The following is a 19,422-nucleotide window of genomic DNA, read 5'->3' as shown; positions in this document are numbered from 1 at the left end:
AGCGGACCTCCCCAGCGTCGTCGTCGCAAAAGACCACAACGCCATCCTGCTGCATGCGATCGACGAGGCCGCGGTGCGCGCCGGGCTGTCGGTCGGGCTGCCGCTCGCCAATGCGCGGGCGATCTGCCCGGAGCTCACGGTCTATGATGCCGATCCGGCCGCCGATCTGAAGACGCTGAACGACATCGCCGACTGGTGCGACCGCTTCACGCCGCTGGTCGCGCTCGACGCGCCATACGGCCTGTTCCTCGACATCACCGGCTGTGCGCATCTGTTCGGCGGCGAGCGGGCGCTGCTGCAAATCGTGACTCATGCGCTGAGCCGGCGCGGCTTTGCCGTCAGTGCCGCGATTGCCGGCACCTCGATCGCGGCGCGCACGCTGACGCGTCACGCCTCGGGCAAGATTGTCGCCGATGGCGAGGAGGCGCAAGCGGTCGGCCCGCTGCCGGTGTCGGCGCTCGGTGCCGATGCCGCTGTGACCACCGGTCTGCGCCGCGCCGGGTTGAAGACCATCGGCGATGTCGCCGCGCGCGCGCCGCACGAGATCTCGGCGCGGTTCGGCGCCGCCTTCACCACCTTGCTCGGCCACGCGCTCGGGCGGGGCGATGCCCCGATCAGCCCGCGCAAGCCGCCGCCCGATTACATCGTCGAGAAGCGTTTCCCGGAGCCGATCGCGACCGACACCGTGATCGCACTGACGCTGCAAAACCTCGCCAAGATGCTGGTTGCGGCGATGGACAGGCAAGGCAAGGGCGCGCGGCAGCTGGAGGCGAGCTTCTTCCGCACCGACGGTGCGGTGCGCACGATCATGGTCGAGACCGGGCGGCCGGTGACGCGGCCGGAGATGATCGACCGCCTGTTCCGCGAGCGGCTCGATGCGCTCAACGATCCGCTCGATCCCGGCTTCGGCTTCGATCTCATTCGTCTTGCCGCCGGGCGTACCGAGATCGTGGTGCAGCAGCAGCGCGATCTCGACGCGACCGTGCACGACAATGACGAGCTCTCGGCGCTGATCGACCGCATCGCCGCCCGCATCGGGGGGAAACGCGTCGTCGTGCATCTGCCGCTCGAGAGCCACATCCCCGAACGATCTGCGCTCGCATTGCCGGCGCAGCATCATCTGGCTGCCGCCGGCGCCGCCGCCTGGCCGGAGCGCGTCATGGGCGAGCCGCCGCTGCGGCCGCTCAGGCTGTTCGAGCCGCCCGAGCCGATCAAGGTGCCGTTCGCGAGCGTGCCCGACGGCCCGCCGCATCAATTCACCTGGCGGCGCGCCCTGCACGCGGTGGTGCGGGTCGAGGGCCCCGAGCGCATCGCGATGGAATGGTGGAAGCAGGACGGCGCGGCACTGACGCGCGACTACTTCCGCGTCGAGGACGCCGAGGGCCAGCGCTTCTGGATTTTTCGCGACGGCCTCTACGAGAGCGAGCTGCGCGACGAAGAGGGCAGGCCGGTTCCGGCCAACTGGTATGTGCACGGGTTGTTCGCATGACGCAAAGCAAGCGAAGTGGAGGCCGGTTCGCGTGAAGAAAACGCGTCAAAACGAGAATCCCATGCCCGACTATGCCGAGATCGGCATCACCAGCAATTTCTCCTTCCTGCGCGGCGGCTCCGATCCGCGCGCCTATGTGCATCAGGCGAGCGAACTGAAGATTCCCGTGATCGGGCTCGCCGATCACAACACGCTGGCCGGCGTGGTGCGGGCCTGGAAGGAGCTCGACAGCGAGAAGGTTCTTCATCCGCCAAAACTCCTGATCGGCGCCCGCATCGTCTTCACCGACGGCACGCCCGACATCCTGGTCTATCCGCGCGATCGCGCCGCCTATGGCCGGCTGTGTCAGCTCTTGACCCGCGGCAAGCGTGGCCGTGGCATCGAACGGGTCGAGAAGGGCGACTGCCGGCTCACTCTGTCCGATTTGATCGATTTCGCAGAAGGCCAGCTTCTGGTGCTGGCGCTGCCGCATCGGTTCGAGGCGTCGAAAGCGCTCGATCTGCTCGCGCAATTGAAGGCCAGCGCCGCCGACGGCGTCTGGCTGGCCGCAAGCCTGCTCTATCGCGGCGACGACAAGCGTCGCCTGGCGCGGCTGCATGATCTCGCTACCGATGCCGGTGTGCCGCTGCTTGCCACCAACGAGGTGCTCTATCACCATCCCGCGCGCCGCCCGTTGCAGGACGTGCTGACTTGCATCCGCGAAAAGACCACGATCGAGGCGATCGGCCGCAGGCTCGAGGCCAATGCCGAGCGGCATCTCAAGCCGGCGCATGAGATGGTCCGGCTGTTCCGCGATTTGCCGGATGCGATCGCGGAGACCCTGCGCTTTGCCGCGCGCATCTCGTTCTCGCTCGACCAGCTCAAATACCAGTATCCCGACGAGCCGGTGCCGCCGGGCAAGACCGCGCAGCAGCATCTGGAAGATCTGACCTGGGCCGGCGTCGACAAATATTTCGGCGGCGAGATCGACGACAAGCTCCGCGCCACCCTAAACAAGGAGCTGGCGCTGATCGCCGAGCTGAAATACGCGCATTACTTCCTCACCGTGCACGACATCGTGCACTATGCGAGGAGCCAGAACATCCTGTGCCAGGGGCGGGGCTCGGCGGCGAATTCCGCGGTCTGCTACGTGCTCGGCGTCACCTCGGTCGATCCGACCAAGGTCGATCTGTTGTTCGAGCGCTTCATCTCCAAGGAGCGGCTGGAGCCGCCCGACATCGACGTCGATTTCGAGCATTCGCGGCGCGAGGAGGTGATGCAATATGTCTATCGCCGCTACGGCCGCCACCGCGCCGCGATCATCGCCACCGTGATCCATTATCGTCCGCGCAGCGCGATCCGCGATGTCGGCAAGGCGCTCGGGCTGACCGAGGACGTCACCGCGGCGCTCGCCGACACCGTGTGGGGCAGCTGGGGCAAGGGCCTCAACGACATGCAGGTGCGGCAGGCCGGGCTCGATCCGAAAAATGCGATGATCAACCTCGCGGTCGAGCTCGCCACCGAGCTGATCGAGTTTCCGCGCCATCTCTCGCAGCATGTCGGCGGCTATGTGCTGACCCAGGACCGGCTCGACACCTACGTGCCGATCGGCAATGCCGCGATGGAGGACCGCACTTTCATCGAATGGGACAAGGATGATGTCGACGCGCTGCATATGATGAAGGTCGACGTGCTGGCGCTGGGCATGTTGACCTGCATCCGCAAATGCTTCGACCTGATCGCCGACCACAAGGGCAAGCGCTGGGAGCTCGCCTCGGTCCCGCAGGACGAAGAACCGGTCTACGACATGCTGTGCCGCGGCGAGTCGCTCGGCGTGTTCCAGGTCGAGAGCCGGGCGCAGATGAACATGCTGCCGCGCCTGAAGCCGCGTACCTTCTACGATCTCGTCATCGAGGTCGCGATCGTGCGCCCCGGCCCGATCCAGGGCGACATGGTGCATCCCTATCTCAAGCGAAGGAGCATGAAGCCTGAGGATATCGAGTACCCTTATCCCAAAGGCGGCAATAAAGACGAATTGCGAAATGTCTTGCACAAGACGCTCGGTGTGCCGCTGTTCCAGGAGCAGGCGATGCGGATCGCGATCGAGGCGGCAAAATTCACCTCGGAAGAAGCCAATGGCTTACGGCGCTCGATGGCGACCTTCCGCAATCTCGGCACCATAGGAAAATTCGGAGACAAGATGATCGGGAACATGATCGCGCGCGGTTATGATCCTGAATTCGCCAAAAATTGCTTCGAGCAGATCAAGGGCTTTGGCTCCTACGGCTTCCCGGAAAGCCACGCCGCGAGTTTCGCACAGCTCGTCTACATCTCCTCATGGCTGAAGCACCATCATCCCGATGCGTTCTGCTGCAGCCTGCTCAACTCGCAGCCGATGGGCTTCTATGCCCCGGCGCAGATCGTCGGCGACGCCCGCCACAACGGCGTCACCGTGCGCGAGGTCGATGTCTCCTTCAGCTTCGCGCAGAACACGCTGGAGGAGCGCGACGGAAAATACTGCGCAGTGCGCCTCGGCTTCCGCCAGATCGACGGATTTCACTGGCTGGATGAGGACGAGGAGCGGTTGAAATCCCTCCAATTGTCATTCCGGGATGCGCCGTTAGGCGCAGGCCCGGAATCCATTTTTCAGCATAGACGCGGCCCGATGGCTTCCGGGCTCTCGCTTCGCGAGCCCCGGAATGACGATGCGGAGAAAGTCGAGGACTGGGCCGACCGCATCGTCGCCGCGCGCAACCGAAAACCGTTCACCTCGCTGGAGGATTTCGCCCGCGACACCGCTCTGCCCAAGCGGGCGCTGATCCTGCTTGCCGATGCCGATGCGTTCCGCTCGCTCGGGCTCGACCGCCGCGAGGCGCTGTGGGCGGTACGGCGGCTGCCCGATGATGTGCCACTGCCGCTGTTTCAGGCCGCCACCGCGCGCGAGCAGCCGGACGAGGGCGCCAAGCCGCTGCCGGAGATGCCGCGTCCCGAGCAGGTGGTCGCCGACTATCAGACCATCCGCCTGTCGCTGAAGGGCCATCCGATGGAGTTTTTGCGCGAGATGTTCACCAGGGAGCGCGTCGTCGCCTGCCACACCATCAACCAAAGCAACGACCGCCGCCGCGTCCGTTGCGCCGGCGTGGTGCTGGTGCGGCAGCGGCCGGGCAGCGCCAAGGGCGTCGTGTTCATGACGCTGGAGGACGAGACCGGCATCGCCAACATCGTGGTGTGGCCGAAGGTGATGGAGCAGTACCGCAAGGAGGTGATGGGCGCGCGCCTGATCCTGGTCGAGGGCTATATCCAGAGCAGCCCCGAGGGCGTCACGCATCTGGTGGCGCAGCGCATGACCGATCGCTCCCACGATCTGATCGGCCTCGCCAACGACTCCCTCTCCCGCAAGCATCCAGTGCCGGCCGGCCCCGCGCTGATCGAGCCGCTGAACGACGACCGCCGCGATCACGGCGACAACTCGCCGCAAAAAATCCGCCACCCCCGCAACGTCCGCATCCTGCCGCCGTCGCGCGATTTTCATTGAAACGTGTGCGACGGCTTTGCTCTCTCACCGTCACCCTGAGAGGATGTGAAGCTTTCACCGCCGTCATTGCGAGGAGCGGTAGCGACGAAGCAATCCATGCTTCCGCGTGTGCCGCGCGATGGATTGCTTCGCGGAGCCTGTCATCCGGCGGCGCTTCGCGCCGACCGGGTGGCTCGCAATGACGAAGATAGACCCGTCACCCTGCGGAGGCCGCGAAGCGGCCGTCTCGAAGGGCGACGGCCCGTCTTACTCCGCGGGGCCGCCAGCGGGGCCGTGCATCCTTCGAGGCGCGCAACGGCGCGCACCTCGGGATGACGGTAGCCTCTATCCTCACACGATCTTCATCGCAGCGGAATGCATACTGCGCTGCACACCGATCGCTGCCGCCTTGTGCGCCGCGGATCAGTTGCTATCGTCCCCCCGCCCGGGCACTCGATCCGGGGTTTGCAACGACAACATTCGGGAGCACTCCATGCGTTATCTCACGGCGCTCATCGGCGCGGCCTGCATCGCGTTCGTCACGGCCACCGGCGCGTTTGCCCAGGTGCCCTCCAATCCCGACAATCCCAACGACGTCGTCCCCGATGCGCTAACGCCGCCGCCCTATGGCGAGCCGATCAACCTCGAGACCGCCAAGAAGGTTGCCGCCGCCGCGGTCGCCGAGACCCAGAAGCGAAACTGGAATGCGTTCTGCATCGCGATCGTCAATCCGGCCGGCGAGCTCGTCTATTTCGAGAAGCAGGACAATTGCCAATACGCCTCGATCGGCGTCTCGCAGCACAAGGCGCGCACCGCGACGCGCTATCGCCGGCCCACGCTGACCTTCGAGAACCTGATCGGCAAGGGTGCCTACTTCAACTATCTCACGACCCTCGACGACGTGATCGCCTCGCGCGGCGGCAATCTGCTGATCGTCGACGGCAAGATCGTCGGCGCCATCGGCGTCAGCGGCGGCACCGGCTCGCAGGACAATGTGATCTCGCTCGCCGGGCAAGCCGCGCTGAAGTAAAACGAACTACGTTCCATGCCATCTGCCGGAACACCGCTCCGGCAGATGGCAGCGAATTTCCTGGTATTTGAATCAACCTCCTAAAGCGATCGAAAGGAGTATCTGCTACAAGCGTTACGGAAAGCCGACCACGACGAGGGCACTTGCCGCAGCACTTGGATAGGCGACGCGATCTGTGCGGACCAGCTGTTGCGAAGCCGTCGAGACCGAAACCGCCCTTCATTGATCGGCTGTTCATGCGCTTCTCGAAAAACCGGACCATTGATGGCCTCTGGGTCGGGACCTCCGAAAGCAAGCCGCATCCTGCCCTGCATCGCGTCGTCGAGGCGCTCACCCTGATCAAGCACCATCACGCGCTGCATTACTCCCGTGTCATCACCAGGCTCGACCGGATATGGGTGCATCTGATTCCGAGTGCTCAGGCGCATTACGAACGATCGCTGAATGGCTGCGTCCTCGATGAGCGCTATGTGCTCCATGAGACGATGACGATCGAACGGATCGCGTCCACCATCGTTCATGAGGCGACCCATGCGAGGCTCGAGAGCTGCGGCATCGAATATTACGAGAAGGATCGACACCGCATCGAGGCGATTTGCCTGCGACGCGAACTGAGCTTTCTCGCCGGTCTGCCTGATGTGGAATTGATGCGAGAGGAGATCAGGCAGACGATCGCGTGGTGCGCCAGTGACCGGGAATACCTATCCGATCCTAGTTTTCAGCAACGCCAGGAGCAGGGCCAGATCGAAACCCTCCGTCACCTGAATGTGCCGGAGTGGTTTATCAGACTGATACTGGGGGTGATCTGGCGACGGCGGTTGCGTCGTTTTGCAGTAGAAAATGCCGCGGATCCGGAGCCTGCTGCGACAAAACAACCCGACGGGCAACTCAGCTAAACCCTGTCAATCACCGCGCGTGAAAATATTTCGCTTTATCCGAAGCGTAATTTGGTGTATGAATTTCCTGTCTCACCCGATCGAGGGGCGCTTCGCGGTCGTCACGAACGTGGGTCGAGATGCGGTGGACGCCGATTGCGCAGTCGACGAATGCGCATGAGGCGGACGGCGAAATCGTGCAGGCCTGACGCCCTAGCGGTAGGTGTCTCTTCCGATTGCGCAGTGCGCGTTGTGAAGACGGTGACAACAAAGCCAAGTCTCGCCGGGGAGAGCACGTATAAGCCGTAGCCCATCGCGCAGGGAAAGCCGGGTTGTTCCGGTTACACCTGTGGTCCTACCCCCGTGCTTTCTAGCTATTGCACGGGGCCCATGGGTGCGATCGGCACCCGGCTTTCCCTGCGCCCTCCCCAACGGAGAGGGCGGAACGACAAGCAAAGCTCGGACAGTTCGTGTCGCGAGAATGCTGACACGTAGCTTACGCGAAACTGACGTGAAGCTTACAAGCGGTCTGCCTTCGCAGACGGATCAATCCTTGCGCAGCTGCACACTATTCCACCGCGGCGCCCACCGGCGGTCCGCCCGGCGGACGGTGCAGGAAGGTGATCGACGCATAGGCGCCGACCCAGGAGCCAGCTGCCGCGAAGGCGACATACATCCAGTTTTCGGTGTAGCTGATCACCGCATAGGAGGAGAGCAGATACCAGATGCTGCTCCAGGTCGCCGCCGGCACGCGCTTGCGCGCCACCACCGCCGACGTAAACATGACATAGACCGCGTCGGTGGCCGCGGTCGCGATGAAGACTGCGCCGGCAGTGATGGGATCGATGGCAACCATTGCAACTCCTGTTCGGGTCGGGCAGAAGGCATGAGATGTGAAGCGGTTTTCCGAAAGGATTATGCCCGACAAGGTATGATGGATGAGATCGGACAACGCTAATTTGTCATCAAGCTCGGGCATAGATTAATCGCAAACGGGAACGCGCATGCAGAGCATCCGTGAGATCCTTGCCGATATCTGGACCGGCGCCGGTGGTGCGCCGTCCGCGCTCGATGCTATCAGGCTTACCGGCAGCGAACCGCAATTGCCGTCGTCGTTTCGGGTCGCCGCCGCCGCGCAGGCGCCGATCGCAGCCGCCGGCCTTGCCGCGGCCGAGATCTGGAAGGCCCGCCGCGGCGAGGGGCAGGAGGTCGCGGTCGACATCCGCCATGCCGTCGTCGAATGCCGCAGCGAGCGCTATCTGCGCGTCGACGGCAAGCCGCCGCCGCCGGCCTGGGACAAGATCGCCGGCGTCTACCGTGTCAGGGACAACCGCTTCGTCCGCCTCCACACCAATTTCCCGCATCATCGCGATGCCGTCTGCAAGGTGCTCGGCTGCAACGCCGAGCGCGACGAGGTCCAGGCCGCGCTGCTGCAATGGGACGGCGAGGCGTTCGAGACCGCGGCCTATGCCGAAGGCGGCGTCGTGGCCCTGATGCGCTCATATGACGAATGGTCGGCGACGCCGCATGCCAAGGAACTGGCAAGACTGCCGCTGATCTCGATCGAGAAGATCGGCGAGGCGGCGCCCAGGCCCTGGCCCGCCGGCGATCGGCCATTGGCCGGCATCCGGGTGCTCGACCTGTCGCGCGTGATTGCAGGCCCCGTCGCCGGCCGCACGCTCGCGGCGCATGGCGCCGACGTACTGCTGATCTCCGGTCCCGGCCTGCCGGCGATTCCCTGGCTGACCATCGACACCGGCCGCGGCAAGCTGACGAGCCTCATCGAGCTGAAAAGCGAGCAGGGGCGCGCCGTGATGCGCGGCCTGGTGGCGCAGGTCGACATCCTCTCGCAGGGCTATCGCCCGCAGGCGATCGCGCGGCTCGGCTTCGCTCCGGAGGACGCGGCGCGGATCAATCCCGGGATCGTCTATGTGACGCTGTCCGCCTATGGCCACGCCGGACCATGGGCGGAGCGCCGCAGCTTCGATTCGCTGGTGCAGACCACGACCGGCTTCAATCATGCCGAGGGGCAGGCGGCCGGCGTCGACGGACCGAAGGAATTGCCGGCCCAGATGCTCGACCACGCCACCGGATATTTCATGGCGTTCGGCGCCATGATGGCCAGGGCCCGCCAGGCCCGCGAGGGCGGCAGCTGGCACGTCCGGGTGTCGCTGGCGCAGACCGGGCGCTGGCTGTGGAATCTCGGCCGCCTCGACACCGGCCTTGCCACCGAGGACCTCAAGGCGGAGGCGGTGCGGCCCTTCATCGAGCAGCTTCCGTCCGGTTTCGGCACGCTGAGCTCGGTCCGGCACGCGGCGATCCTGTCGCGGACCCCGGCGCATTGGTCCCGCCCGGCCATGCCGCTCGGCAGCCATTCCCCGGAGTTTCCCGCTCCGGAGTTTCCTGCCCCGGAGTTTCCCGGATGAGACGTTCAGCCGCCGTTCATGCCGTCGAAACTTTAACCTCAAGCGCAGCCAAACCGCGTTTTTTAGGTTGTTTGCGACGCCAATTCGGCACTATTAGCGCACCGCTGCGGCCGTCCCGCCGGCAGCGGCAGCGACCGGGCCCCGGACCGCATGCTTAGAGAGCTTAGCAAACGAATGCAGACCCTTAGCCGACCGCGGCTGGTGACGGTGGTGGTGGTGGCGGCGCTGGCCGGTGCCGCCGTGTACGGCTATACGCGTCTCAGCGCGGCCAAGCCGACGCCGTCGTCCGAGGTTTCCAGCCAGTCCCGCAAGGGCGGATCGCGTTACACCCCCACCCCGCCCGAATGGGCCAGCCTGACCTTCCAGGCGGTGGCCGAGCATACCTTCCGTTCCGAATTGGTGACCGAGGGCAAGATCGGGATCGATGAGGATCGTTCGACCCCGGTGTATTCGCCCTATACCGGCCGCGTCACCCGCCTGCTGGTGCGGCCGGGCGAGAGCGTGACCAAGGGACAGCCGCTGTTCGTGATCGAAGCCGCCGACACGGTGCAGGCGCAAAACGATTATGTGGCGGCGATGACAGGCCTCAACAAGGCGCAGTCGGCGCTCGACCTCGCTGCGATCCAGGAGAAGCGCGCCAAGGACCTGTCCGACGGCAAGGCGATCCCGCTGAAGGATTATCAGCAGGCGCAGGCCACGCTGGTGCAGGCCCAGAACGACGCGCGCTCGGCGCAGACCTTGCTCGAGGCCGCGCAGAACAAGCTGCACATCCTCGGCTTCGGCGACGATGCCATCACCACGCTGCAGCAGAAGGGCCGGCTCAATCCGGAGACGACGGTGTTCGCGCCGCTCGGCGGCACCATCGTGCAGCGCAAGGCCGGTCCGGGCCAGTACGTCTCGACCGGTGCCAGCGATCCGGTCTATGTGATCGGCGATCTCTCCACCGTCTGGCTGATCGCCTATGTCCGCGAGTCCGATGCCGATAATGTCGCGGTCGGGCAGGACGTCAGCTTCAGCGTGATGGCGTTGCCGGGCAAGGTGTTCTCGGCCCGGATCAACTACGTGGCCGCGGCGATCGATCCGACTTCGCGCCGGCTCTTGGTCCGCGCCACCATCGACAATGCCGACAACCGGCTGAAGCCGGAGATGTTCGCCAACGTGACGCTGTATTCGAAGGGCGAGCATCCGGCGGTCGGCGTGCCGAAGCAGGCGCTGATCTACGAGGGCGATCAGGTTCGCGTCTGGGTCGCGAAGCCCGACGACAAGACCATCGAGCTGCGTCAGATCAAGCCCGGCCTCATCAACGGCGATCTCGTCGAGGTCGCCGGCAACCTCAAGCCGGGCGAGCAGATCGTGACGAAGGGAAGCCTCTTCATCGACCGCGCCGCGTCCGGCACATAACGACGCATGATCCGGAAAACGGGGACCCGGCATTTCCGGATCGACTATGCTCAGCAAGAAAAATCCTCACCGTTGAAAGCTCCGATCTGAATGGATCGCCTGGTCGCAATCGCCGTCAATCGCCGCTACTTGATGGTGGCCTTGTTCGCCATCGTCTTCATCGGCGGTCTGCTCGCATTCCAGCAGCTCAACATCGAGGCCTATCCCGACCCGACCCCGCCGATGGTCGACATCGTGACCCAGAGCCCGGGCCTCTCGGCCGAGGAGATCGAGCGCTACATCACGATCCCGATCGAGACCCAGGTCGCCGGCATCAAGAACCTGAAGACCATCCGTACCATTTCGCTGTACGGCCTCTCCGACGTCAAACTGCAGTTCTCGTTCGACTACACCTATGACGAGGCGTTGCAGCAGGTGCTGAACCGGCTGTCGCAGCTCGCCCCGTTGCCGGGCAACGTGCAGCCCGGCATCTCGCCGACCAGCCCGATCGGCGAGATATTCCGCTACCGCCTGAAGGGGCCGCCGAACTACAGCGTGCTCGACCTCAAGACGCTGCAGGACTGGGTGCTGCAGCGCCGCTTCCGCGCCGTGCCCGGCGTGATCGACGTCACCGGCTGGGGCGGCAAGACCAAGACCTACGAGATCCAGGTCGACTTCAACAAGCTGGTCGCCAACGGCCTGACGCTGCCGCAGGTGCTGCAGGCGGTCTCCAACGCCAACATCAATGTCGGCGGCAACACCGTGAATATCGGCTCGCAGTCGGCGGTGGTGCGCGGCGTCGGCCTGATCCGCTCGATCGACGATCTCGCCAACACGATGATCGCGCAATCCGGCGGCAATCCGGTGCTGGTCAAGGACATCGGCGCGGTCACGATCGGCGAGAAGCCGCGGCTCGGCATCGCCGGCATCGACGGCGACGACGACATCGTGCAGGGCATCGTGCTGATGCGCCGCGGCGAGCAATCGTCGCCGACGATCGCCCGCGTCGAGCAGCTGGTCAACCAGATCAACAATTCGACGATCCTGCCGCCCGGCGTCAAGATCGAGCGCATCTATGACCGCAAGGACCTGATCGAGCTCACCACGCACACCGTGCTGCACAACATGGTGGTCGGCATCCTCTTGATCGTGCTGCTGCAGTGGATCTTCCTCGGCGATCTCCGCAGCGCGCTGATCGTCGGTGCGACGATCCCGTTCGCGCTGTTCTTCGCCGTGATCATCCTAGTGCTGCGCGGCGAATCCGCCAACCTGCTGTCGGTCGGCGCGATCGATTTCGGCCTGATCGTCGATGCCACCGTCATCATGGTGGAGGCGATCTTCCGCCGGCTGTCGCAGACCACAGCGCTGTCGGAGATCGAGCGGGCGCACATCTCCGAGGATACGGTGATGGGGATGAAGAGCCATGCGATCCTGTCGGCCGCGGCCGACGTCTCGCGCTCGATCTTCTTCGCCGCCACCATCATCGTGGCCGCGTTCCTGCCGCTGTTCACGCTGGGCGGCGTCGAGGGCAACATCTTCGGGCCGATGGCGCGGACCTATGCCTATGCGTTGGCGGGCGGTCTGCTGGCGACCTTCACGATCACGCCGGCGCTGAGCGCGATCATCCTGCCGGCGCATATCCATGAGACCGAGACCTGGATCGTCAAGAAGCTCGACGCGATCTACCTGCCGGTGCTGAACTGGGCGATCGCCAACCGCAAGATCGTGATGGCCGGCGCTGCCGGGCTCGTCGTCATGACCATCATCTTCGTGCGCTTCCTCGGCCTCGAATTCCTGCCCAAGCTGGAGGAAGGCAATCTGTGGATTCGCGCCACGCTGCCGCCGACGATCTCGCTGCAGGAGGGCAACGCCTATGTCAACGAGATGCGCAAGCTGATCCGCAGCCGTCCCGAGGTAGTGTCGGTGGTGTCGCAGCACGGCCGTCCCGACGACGGCACCGACGCGGCGGGATTCTTCAATGCCGAGTTCTTCGCGCCGCTGAAGCCGGCCAGCGAATGGCCCAACACGCATGACAAGGACGAACTCACCGCGCAATTGCTGGCGCAGTTGCAGGATAAGTTCCCCGGCGTCGAGTTCAACTTCTCGCAATATCTGCAGGACAACGTCTCGGAGGCGGTGTCGGGCGTGAAGGGCGAGAATTCCATCAAACTCTATGGCAATGATCTGCAGGCGCTGACCGACACCGCCAACAAGATCAAGTCCGTGCTCTCCACCGTGCAGGGCGTGACCGACCTTGCCGTATTCACCTCGCTCGGCCAGCCGACCGTCCAGATCGACGTCGATCGTGCGCGGGCGGCGCGTTACGGCCTGTCCCCGGGCGACATCAACGCGACGATCAAGGTCGCGGTCGGCGGCGACACCGCGGGCGATCTCTATGAACCCGGCAGCGACCGGCACTTCCCGATCATCGTTCGCCTTGCGCCGGACTACCGCAAGAGCGCCGAGGCGATCCAGAACCTGCGGGTCGGGGCGAGCAATCCCAATGGCGGGATCACGCAGATCCCGCTGAGCGAGGTCGCCTCGATCAAGCTGGTCTCGGGCGCGGCCTACATCTATCGCGAGCAGCAGGAACGCTATCTGCCGATCAAGTTCTCGGTGCGCGACCGCGACCTCGGCAGCGCGATCCTGGAAGCGCAGCAGAAGGTCAACGAGCAGGTACAGTTGCCGCCCGGCTCGCGGCTCGAATGGGTCGGCGAGTTCGGCAATCTGCAGGACGCGATCAAGCGGCTGTCGATCGTGGTGCCGATCAGCCTGGTGCTGATCGCTGTGCTGCTGTTCTTCAATTTCGGCTCGATGGTCGACACCATGCTGGCGATGAGCGTGATCCCGATGGCGATCTTCGGCGGCGTGCTCGGGCTCCTGATCTCCGGCATCCCGTTTAGCGTCTCGGCGGCGATCGGCTTCATCGCGCTGTTCGGCATCGCCGTGATGGACGGCATCATCATCCTGTCGCAGTTCAACCAGCTGATCGACGAGGGCTACGACCGGATGCGCGCGGTGATCCGCACCGGCGAGTTGCAGCTTCGTCCGGTGCTGATGACCTGCGTCGTCGCCGGCATCGGCCTGCTGCCGGCGGCGGTGTCGGAGGGCATCGGCTCGCAGGTGCAGAAGCCGCTCGCCATCGTCGTCGTCACCGGCATGATGCTGGCGCCGCTGGTGATCCTGGTCACGCTGCCGGTGCTGATCTCCTACTTCTCGCGCCGGCCGAGGGATACCGTCAGGTGAAGCCGTAGAGCCGTGCCGGATTGTCGACCAGGATGGTCTTGCGCACCGCGGCGTCCGGCGCCCAGACCGGGAGCTGGTTGAGGAGTCGGCCGTCGTCGATCTGATACAGCGGCGTCACCTCGGTGACCTTCCTGCCCGGTGGCGTCACCGAGTCCGGGTGCGGCCAGTCGGTGCCCCAGACGATGCGCTCGGCATTGGCCGCGATCAGCGCCTGCGCCAGCGGCGCGGCGTCGGCATAGTCGGGCGCGAGCTTGGAGGCGCGGTAGGCGCCGGAAATCTTGACATAGGCCTTGCCGGACCTGACCAGCGCGAGCAGGTCGTCGAACCCCGGCTGGCCGGTGCCGAGCGCGGCCTCGGCGCCGCCGAAATGGTCGAACACGACCGGCACCGGCGCCGTGGCGACCAGGTCCTTGATCGCGGAGATCATCGCGAGGCTGGTGAACAGCTGGACATGCCAGCCGCGCGCCTTCATCCGCTCGATCGCGGCCGAGAGGCGCTGCCGGCCGACATTGGGATCGTTGACGCCGCCGGTCGCGAGGTTGAGGCGGATGCCGCGGAAGCCGGCCTTGTGCATGGCATCAAGATCGCCCTCGCTGGTCTTGTCGTCGATCACGGCGACGCCGCGCGCGGTCGGCCCGCGCGCGATCATGCCGAACAGCGTCGACGAATTATCGGGGCCGTAGACGCTCGGCGTCACGATCACCACGCGCTCGACATGCAGCGCCTTGTGCAGCGCGCTCATCTCCTCTGGCGAGGCCGGCTCGGGGGTGTAGACGCGGCCGGCGAAGAACGGGAACTTGGCGGGATCACCATGGATGTGGGTGTGGCAGTCGCACGCACCGGCAGGCACGTCGAAATTCACCGCGGTCGATGGTTGTGCGGCCCTGGAAAATGCGTTGCTGCTGGTCATGGTCACTCCGGCTGCGATGGAAGCCAGCATCATATCGCGTCGCGTCAGCATTGGACGTCTCCCTGCGTGCTCGGCTGTTATGCGCGCACTCCGCGCACCGGCTTTGTTGATGGCCGGCGGGGCGGGAGGTTATCGGCGGAGAAAGCGGGCGGGAAGGGTCCGATCGCTGTGCGACCGGTTCCACAAAGCCTATTGTCCCGATGGCGTGCGCAAGCCGTGCCAGGCGTCGCGGACCTGGTGGTAGTGCACCTCTGGCAGATAGTCCGGCGTCTTGAGATTGAGCGTCTTGACGTCGAGGCGCCCGACCGCGCTGAGCAGTGTGTAGGAAGCGACCACGCGGTCGCGCTGCGCACCGATCAACCGCGCCCGTGCCGTGATCAAATCCTGCTGGGCGTTGAGCACGTCGACCGTGGTGCGCTGGCCGCCGGCGGCTTCCTTCTGCACGCCGGCCAGCGCAACCTCGGCGGCCTTCACCTCCGACTCGGAGGCCGACACCGCGATCTTGGCGCCCTCATTGGCGACCCAGGCGCTGACCACGGCGGTCTTGGCCTGATTGCGCACCTGATCCAGCACCAGCCGGCTCTGGGCCGCCACTTCCTTGGCCTGCCGGGTCTGCGAGGCCGCAGTGCCGCCGTCGTAGATCGGCTGGGTGATCTGGCCGATCACCGATGCCTGATCGGTGCCGAAGGTGCCGAGCGTCTGGTCGGTATCACGGGCGCGGCTGACGCTGCCCTGCACCGAGACGTTCGGCATCAGGCTGCTCTCGGCGACGCGGATCGAGGTCGAGGCGACGTCGACGTCGAAGCCGGCCGCGGTCACGGCGGGGTGCTCGCGGAGCGACAATGCGATCGCGTCCTCGCGGCTGCGCGGCAGCAGCCGGTCGGTGGTCTCGGCTGGCCGCAATTGCGACGGCGGGTTGCCGATCACCTGCGCATAGGTCGCCTGGCTGATCGCGAGGTTGACCTCGGCGGCATTGAGATCGGCGAGGCCGCGGTTGAGCCGGGCCTCGGCCTGGGCGGTGTCGGTCGGCGTGACGTCGCCGGCATTGAGGCGGCGCTGGGTGATCGCCTGGGTCTCCTTCAGGAAGGCGACGTTGGAGCGCTGCGCCTCGACCAGGGTCTGGTTGGCCAGCACGTTGGTATAGGCGGTGACGGCGTCGAGCAGCACGCCCTGGCCGACATTGCGCAGCGCCTCGCGGCCGGACTGCACCTGCAACTCGGCGACGCGGACGCTGTTGGCGGTCTTGAAGCCGTTGAACAGGGTCTGGGTCACCGTGACCCCGATCTGCCAGGGCTTCAGCGTCGCGGTCTGGATGACGTTGCCGGGCAGCTGGTCGCGCACTGCCTGCAGGCCGACCGAGAGACCGGCTGTGATCTGGGGGCGATAGCCGGCCAGCGCCTGCGGCACGTTCTCGTCGGTGGCGCGCTGGCGCGCTCGTTCGGCATTGAGCTGCGGATTGGTCTGATAGGCCTTGACCAGGGCTTCGGGCAGGCTCTCGGCGCGGGCGGCAGGACAGCTCAGCAGCGCGCACGCCAAGGCGCCAAGGCCGATGCCCGACAAAAGCACGCGCCTCGCCACCTCGCCGATCTCAGCGGCACGCTCAACCATGTGATCCCGCACACCAAAGCCCCGGCAGTCCGCACCCGCAGACGCCATCGACACATCTACCTGTTTACGGGCCACGACGGCCACAGGCAAACCGCCACGCGACATCTGCACATCATTTCGGTTCTTGTCTGTTGCCGGTTCGTCACAGGCGAACGCAACTGTCATATGAAGTATAAGTTCGAACCGCCGGCCGTCGATTCAGCGGTGCCGGTTATCCACTGCCTGCCCGGGTTCATTGCAGATGCCCAAGTTTTTCTCTGACCCCGAGGCGATCGCCGAGCACATCGTTCGTGACGTCGGAACCGAGCTGGTGGTCGGGCTGCCGCTCGGCCTCGGCAAGGCCAACCACATCGTCAATGCGCTGTATGCGCGGGCGGCCGCCGACCGCTCCATCAACCTGACGCTGTTCTCGGCGCTGACGCTGGAAAAGCCGAAGCCGAACAGCCTGCTCGAACAGCGCTTCATCGGCCCGGTGATCGATCGCCTGTTCGGCGGTTATCCGGATCTCGTTTATGCGGATGAGCTGCGTCACGGCGCGCTTCCGCCCAACGTCAAGGTGATCGAATTCTTCTTCCTCGCGGGCCAGTGGCTGTATCGGCCCTTCGCGCAGCAGAACTACATCTCCGCCAATTACACCCATGCGGCGTCCTACCTGCTGTCGCGCGGATTGAACGTCGCCCCCCAGCTGGTCGCCAAGCGCATGGTCGACGGCGTGCCGCGCTACAGTTTGAGCTGCAACACCGACACGACGCTCGACGTGCTGCGCGCCCGCGCGCAGCGGCGGGCGTCGTTCAAGCTGATCGGCCAGGTCAATTCCGAGCTGCCGTTCATGCCCGGGCCCGGCGACTTGCCCGCGGATGAATTCGCCGCAGTCCTCGACGGTCCGGATACCGATTTCCCGCTGTTCGCGCCGCCATCGGAGCCGATCAGCGATACCAAATATGCGGTCGGATTGCATGCCGCGGGCCTGGTCCGCGACGGCGGCACGCTGCAGATCGGGATCGGGCAGGTCGGCGATGCGCTGGCGCAGGGACTCGTGGTCCGCCATCGCGACAACGCCCAATTCCACGGCATCATGCAGCGCCTTGCACCCGGCACCGAGCAGCTCGCGGCGGCCGAGACCGGGCCGTTCGAGAAGGGCCTCTACGGCGTCAGCGAGATGCTGTTCGAGGCGTTCCTCGGACTGATCGATGCCGGCATCCTCAAGCGCGACGTCGACGGTGTGATCCTGCACGGCGCGTTCTTCCTGGGGCCGCAATCCTTCTACCGCGCGCTGCGCGAGATGCCGGGCGAGCAGCTGGCGCGAATCCAGATGATGCCGGTGTCCTTCACCAACGAGATCTTCGGCGACGAAGCGGGCAAGCGCCGCGCCCGGGTCGAAGCGCGCTTCGTCAACAACGCGATGATGGCGACGCTGCTCGGGGCGGCGGTCTCCGACGGGCTCGAGAATGGCCAGGTTGTGAGCGGCGTCGGCGGCCAGTACAATTTCGTCGCGCAGGCCTTCGCGCTGGAGGGCGCGCGTTCGGTGCTGGCACTGGAGGCGACCCACCAGTCCGGCAAGCAGGTGCAGTCGAACATCCGCTGGTCCTACGGCCACGAGACCATTCCGAGACACCTGCGCGACATCTTCGTCACGGAATATGGCGTTGCGGATACGCGCGGGAAATCCGACGCGGACGTGATCGCCGCGATGTTGCAGGTATCGGACTCGCGCTTCCAAGGCGAGCTGATGCGGCAGGCCAAGGACGCCGGCAAGCTGCCGCGCAGCCACGAGATCGCCGCGGCCCATCGCGAAAATTATCCCGAGCGCATCGGCGCTGCGCTGAAGCCCGCGCGCGAGGCTGGGCTGCTGCCGTCATTTCCGTTCGGCAGCGACTTCACCGATGTCGAGCAGCGGCTGATTCCGGCCTTGCAGATCTTGCAGCAGGCGCAGCGTGCGCCGCTGCAGCTCGCCGGCCTGCTGTGGCAGGGCATGCACCATCCGCCCGATGCCGCCGACCGCGAATGCCTGGCGCGGCTCGGCCTCGACAAGCCGACGCATGTTGCCGAGCGCGCCTATCGCGCACTCGTCACCGCGGCCTTGCAACGAAGCCGAAGGGGTTAGCGGTTCTTGTTGACCGGCTTGCGCTTCTCGATGAAGGCCGCCATGCCCTCGGCGCGGTCCTCGAGCGCGAAGGTCGAGTGGAACAAATTGCGCTCGACATTCATGCCTTCCGCGAGCGGCGTCTCGAACGCGCGGTTGACGGCTTCCTTGGCCATCGCGACCGCCGGGCGCGACATCGAGGCGATCTTCTCGGCCGCGGCGAGCGCCTCTTCCATCAGCTTGTCGGCCGGAACGATCCGCGACACCAGGCCGGAGCGCTCGGCTTCCGCCGCGTCCATCATCCGCCCGGTGAGGCAGAGGTCCATCGCCTTCGACTTGCCGATCGCGCGGGTCAGCCGCTGGGTGCCGCCGATGCCGGGAATGGTGCCGAGGGTGATTTCCGGCTGGCCGAACTTGGCGGTGTCGGCGGCGATGATGATGTCGCACATCATCGCGAGCTCGCAGCCGCCGCCGAGCGCATAGCCCGCGACCGCCGCGATGGTCGGCTTGCGGCACCGCGCGACGCGGTCGCCGCCGATCGCGGTGAAGTCGCTGTTGAACATGTCGATGAAGCCCTTCGGCTGCATCTCCTTGATGTCCGCGCCGGCGGCGAACGCCTTTTCGCTCCCGGTGATCAGGATGCAGCCGATCTTGTCGTCGGCCTCGAGATCGTCGACCGCCGCGGCGATCTCGCGGAACACGCCGAACGACAGCGCATTCAGCATTTTCGGCCGGTTCAGCGTGATGACGCCGACCGGTCCCTTGCTCTCGACGATGATGAATTCGAACGTAGCCATGACGCAAACCCCGTGCCTGATTTGGCGGGCAATGTGCCCGCTGGCGGGATGCGCTTCAAGGGGCAGCAACGGGGCTTTGGGCCGC

11 protein-coding genes and 1 pseudogene are annotated in these 19,422 nt (G+C 65.5%); 8 read left to right on the top strand and 4 right to left on the bottom strand.

Going from position 1 to position 19,422, the window contains the following annotated elements:
• Nucleotides 1-10: 10 nt before the first annotated feature.
• The 4 genes and pseudogenes from ACVINW_RS36945 to ACVINW_RS36930 form a co-directional block, all read left to right on the top strand.
• Nucleotides 11-1,489: pseudogene (locus ACVINW_RS36945) on the top strand (Y-family DNA polymerase); the annotation flags it as partial.
• A 61-nt stretch (nucleotides 1,490-1,550) separates the two neighbouring features.
• Nucleotides 1,551-5,003 (top strand): error-prone DNA polymerase, encoded by a 3,453-nt coding sequence (locus ACVINW_RS36940; protein WP_456755840.1) that lies wholly within the window; start codon nucleotides 1,551-1,553, stop codon nucleotides 5,001-5,003.
• A 472-nt stretch (nucleotides 5,004-5,475) separates the two neighbouring features.
• A complete protein-coding gene (locus ACVINW_RS36935) occupies nucleotides 5,476-6,012 on the top strand; it encodes a GlcG/HbpS family heme-binding protein (protein ID WP_456755839.1) in 537 nt (178 codons plus the stop codon).
• A gap of 236 nt (nucleotides 6,013-6,248) precedes the next feature.
• Nucleotides 6,249-6,908, top strand: coding sequence for a hypothetical protein (locus ACVINW_RS36930; protein ID WP_456755838.1), 660 nt, complete (start codon nucleotides 6,249-6,251; stop codon nucleotides 6,906-6,908).
• 547 nt (nucleotides 6,909-7,455) lie between these two features.
• Here ACVINW_RS36930 and ACVINW_RS36925 read toward each other — a convergent pair.
• On the bottom strand, nucleotides 7,456-7,743 hold the full coding sequence (locus ACVINW_RS36925) for a hypothetical protein (RefSeq protein WP_456755837.1): 288 nt from the start codon (nucleotides 7,741-7,743) through the stop codon (nucleotides 7,456-7,458).
• 148 nt (nucleotides 7,744-7,891) lie between these two features.
• Between ACVINW_RS36925 and ACVINW_RS36920 the strand changes: the two genes are divergently transcribed.
• From ACVINW_RS36920 to ACVINW_RS36910, 3 genes are all read left to right on the top strand, one after another.
• Entirely contained in the window at nucleotides 7,892-9,313 is a 1,422-nt protein-coding gene (locus ACVINW_RS36920) for a CoA transferase (RefSeq protein ID WP_456755836.1), read from the top strand.
• A 150-nt stretch (nucleotides 9,314-9,463) separates the two neighbouring features.
• Nucleotides 9,464-10,714 carry an efflux RND transporter periplasmic adaptor subunit gene (locus ACVINW_RS36915; protein WP_456755835.1) on the top strand — a complete coding sequence of 417 codons (1,251 nt, stop codon included), beginning with the start codon at nucleotides 9,464-9,466 and terminating at the stop codon, nucleotides 10,712-10,714.
• 90 nt (nucleotides 10,715-10,804) lie between these two features.
• A complete protein-coding gene (locus tag ACVINW_RS36910; RefSeq protein WP_456755834.1) occupies nucleotides 10,805-13,939 on the top strand; it encodes an efflux RND transporter permease subunit in 3,135 nt (1,044 codons plus the stop codon).
• Here the strand turns inward: ACVINW_RS36910 and ACVINW_RS36905 are convergent.
• Both ACVINW_RS36905 and ACVINW_RS36900 read right to left on the bottom strand, forming a co-directional pair.
• Nucleotides 13,932-14,900: an amidohydrolase family protein gene (locus tag ACVINW_RS36905; protein ID WP_456755833.1), complete on the bottom strand. Its 969-nt coding sequence runs from the start codon at nucleotides 14,898-14,900 to the stop codon at nucleotides 13,932-13,934. The two genes, ACVINW_RS36910 and ACVINW_RS36905, sit on opposite strands and share 8 nt — an antisense overlap.
• Nucleotides 14,901-15,038: 138 nt before the next feature.
• Nucleotides 15,039-16,457, bottom strand: coding sequence for a TolC family outer membrane protein (locus ACVINW_RS36900; RefSeq protein WP_456755832.1), 1,419 nt, complete (start codon nucleotides 16,455-16,457; stop codon nucleotides 15,039-15,041).
• A 241-nt stretch (nucleotides 16,458-16,698) separates the two neighbouring features.
• On the opposite strand from ACVINW_RS36900, the gene ACVINW_RS36895 reads away from it, so the two are divergent.
• Nucleotides 16,699-18,561 carry an acetyl-CoA hydrolase/transferase C-terminal domain-containing protein gene (locus ACVINW_RS36895; RefSeq protein ID WP_456755831.1) on the top strand — a complete coding sequence of 621 codons (1,863 nt, stop codon included), beginning with the start codon at nucleotides 16,699-16,701 and terminating at the stop codon, nucleotides 18,559-18,561.
• On the opposite strand, the gene ACVINW_RS36890 is transcribed toward ACVINW_RS36895, so the two are convergent.
• Nucleotides 18,558-19,337, bottom strand: coding sequence for an enoyl-CoA hydratase (locus ACVINW_RS36890; protein ID WP_456755830.1), 780 nt, complete (start codon nucleotides 19,335-19,337; stop codon nucleotides 18,558-18,560). The genes ACVINW_RS36895 and ACVINW_RS36890 overlap by 4 nt on opposite strands.
• Nucleotides 19,338-19,422 lie beyond the last annotated feature (85 nt).

It is taken from the genome of Bradyrhizobium sp. USDA 4461 (genome assembly GCF_054055655.1).
The sequence above is the reverse complement of the archived record's forward strand: the minus strand, read 5'-3'. Positions and strand labels throughout refer to the sequence as shown.

What these genes read in the sequence shown, in the direction of transcription:
- ACVINW_RS36890 (WP_456755830.1), bottom strand. Translation starts at nt 19,337, where the DNA reads ATGGCTACGTTCGAATTCATCATCGTCGAGAGCAAGGGACCGGTCGGC.
- ACVINW_RS36900 (WP_456755832.1), bottom strand. Translation starts at nt 16,457, where the DNA reads ATGGTTGAGCGTGCCGCTGAGATCGGCGAGGTGGCGAGGCGCGTGCTT.
- ACVINW_RS36895 (WP_456755831.1), top strand. Translation starts at nt 16,699, where the DNA reads ATGCCCAAGTTTTTCTCTGACCCCGAGGCGATCGCCGAGCACATCGTT.
- ACVINW_RS36925 (WP_456755837.1), bottom strand. Translation starts at nt 7,743, where the DNA reads ATGGTTGCCATCGATCCCATCACTGCCGGCGCAGTCTTCATCGCGACC.
- ACVINW_RS36905 (WP_456755833.1), bottom strand. Translation starts at nt 14,900, where the DNA reads ATGCTGACGCGACGCGATATGATGCTGGCTTCCATCGCAGCCGGAGTG.
- ACVINW_RS36915 (WP_456755835.1), top strand. Translation starts at nt 9,464, where the DNA reads ATGCTTAGAGAGCTTAGCAAACGAATGCAGACCCTTAGCCGACCGCGG.
- ACVINW_RS36910 (WP_456755834.1), top strand. Translation starts at nt 10,805, where the DNA reads ATGGATCGCCTGGTCGCAATCGCCGTCAATCGCCGCTACTTGATGGTG.
- ACVINW_RS36935 (WP_456755839.1), top strand. Translation starts at nt 5,476, where the DNA reads ATGCGTTATCTCACGGCGCTCATCGGCGCGGCCTGCATCGCGTTCGTC.
- ACVINW_RS36930 (WP_456755838.1), top strand. Translation starts at nt 6,249, where the DNA reads ATGCGCTTCTCGAAAAACCGGACCATTGATGGCCTCTGGGTCGGGACC.
- ACVINW_RS36920 (WP_456755836.1), top strand. Translation starts at nt 7,892, where the DNA reads ATGCAGAGCATCCGTGAGATCCTTGCCGATATCTGGACCGGCGCCGGT.
- ACVINW_RS36940 (WP_456755840.1), top strand. Translation starts at nt 1,551, where the DNA reads ATGCCCGACTATGCCGAGATCGGCATCACCAGCAATTTCTCCTTCCTG.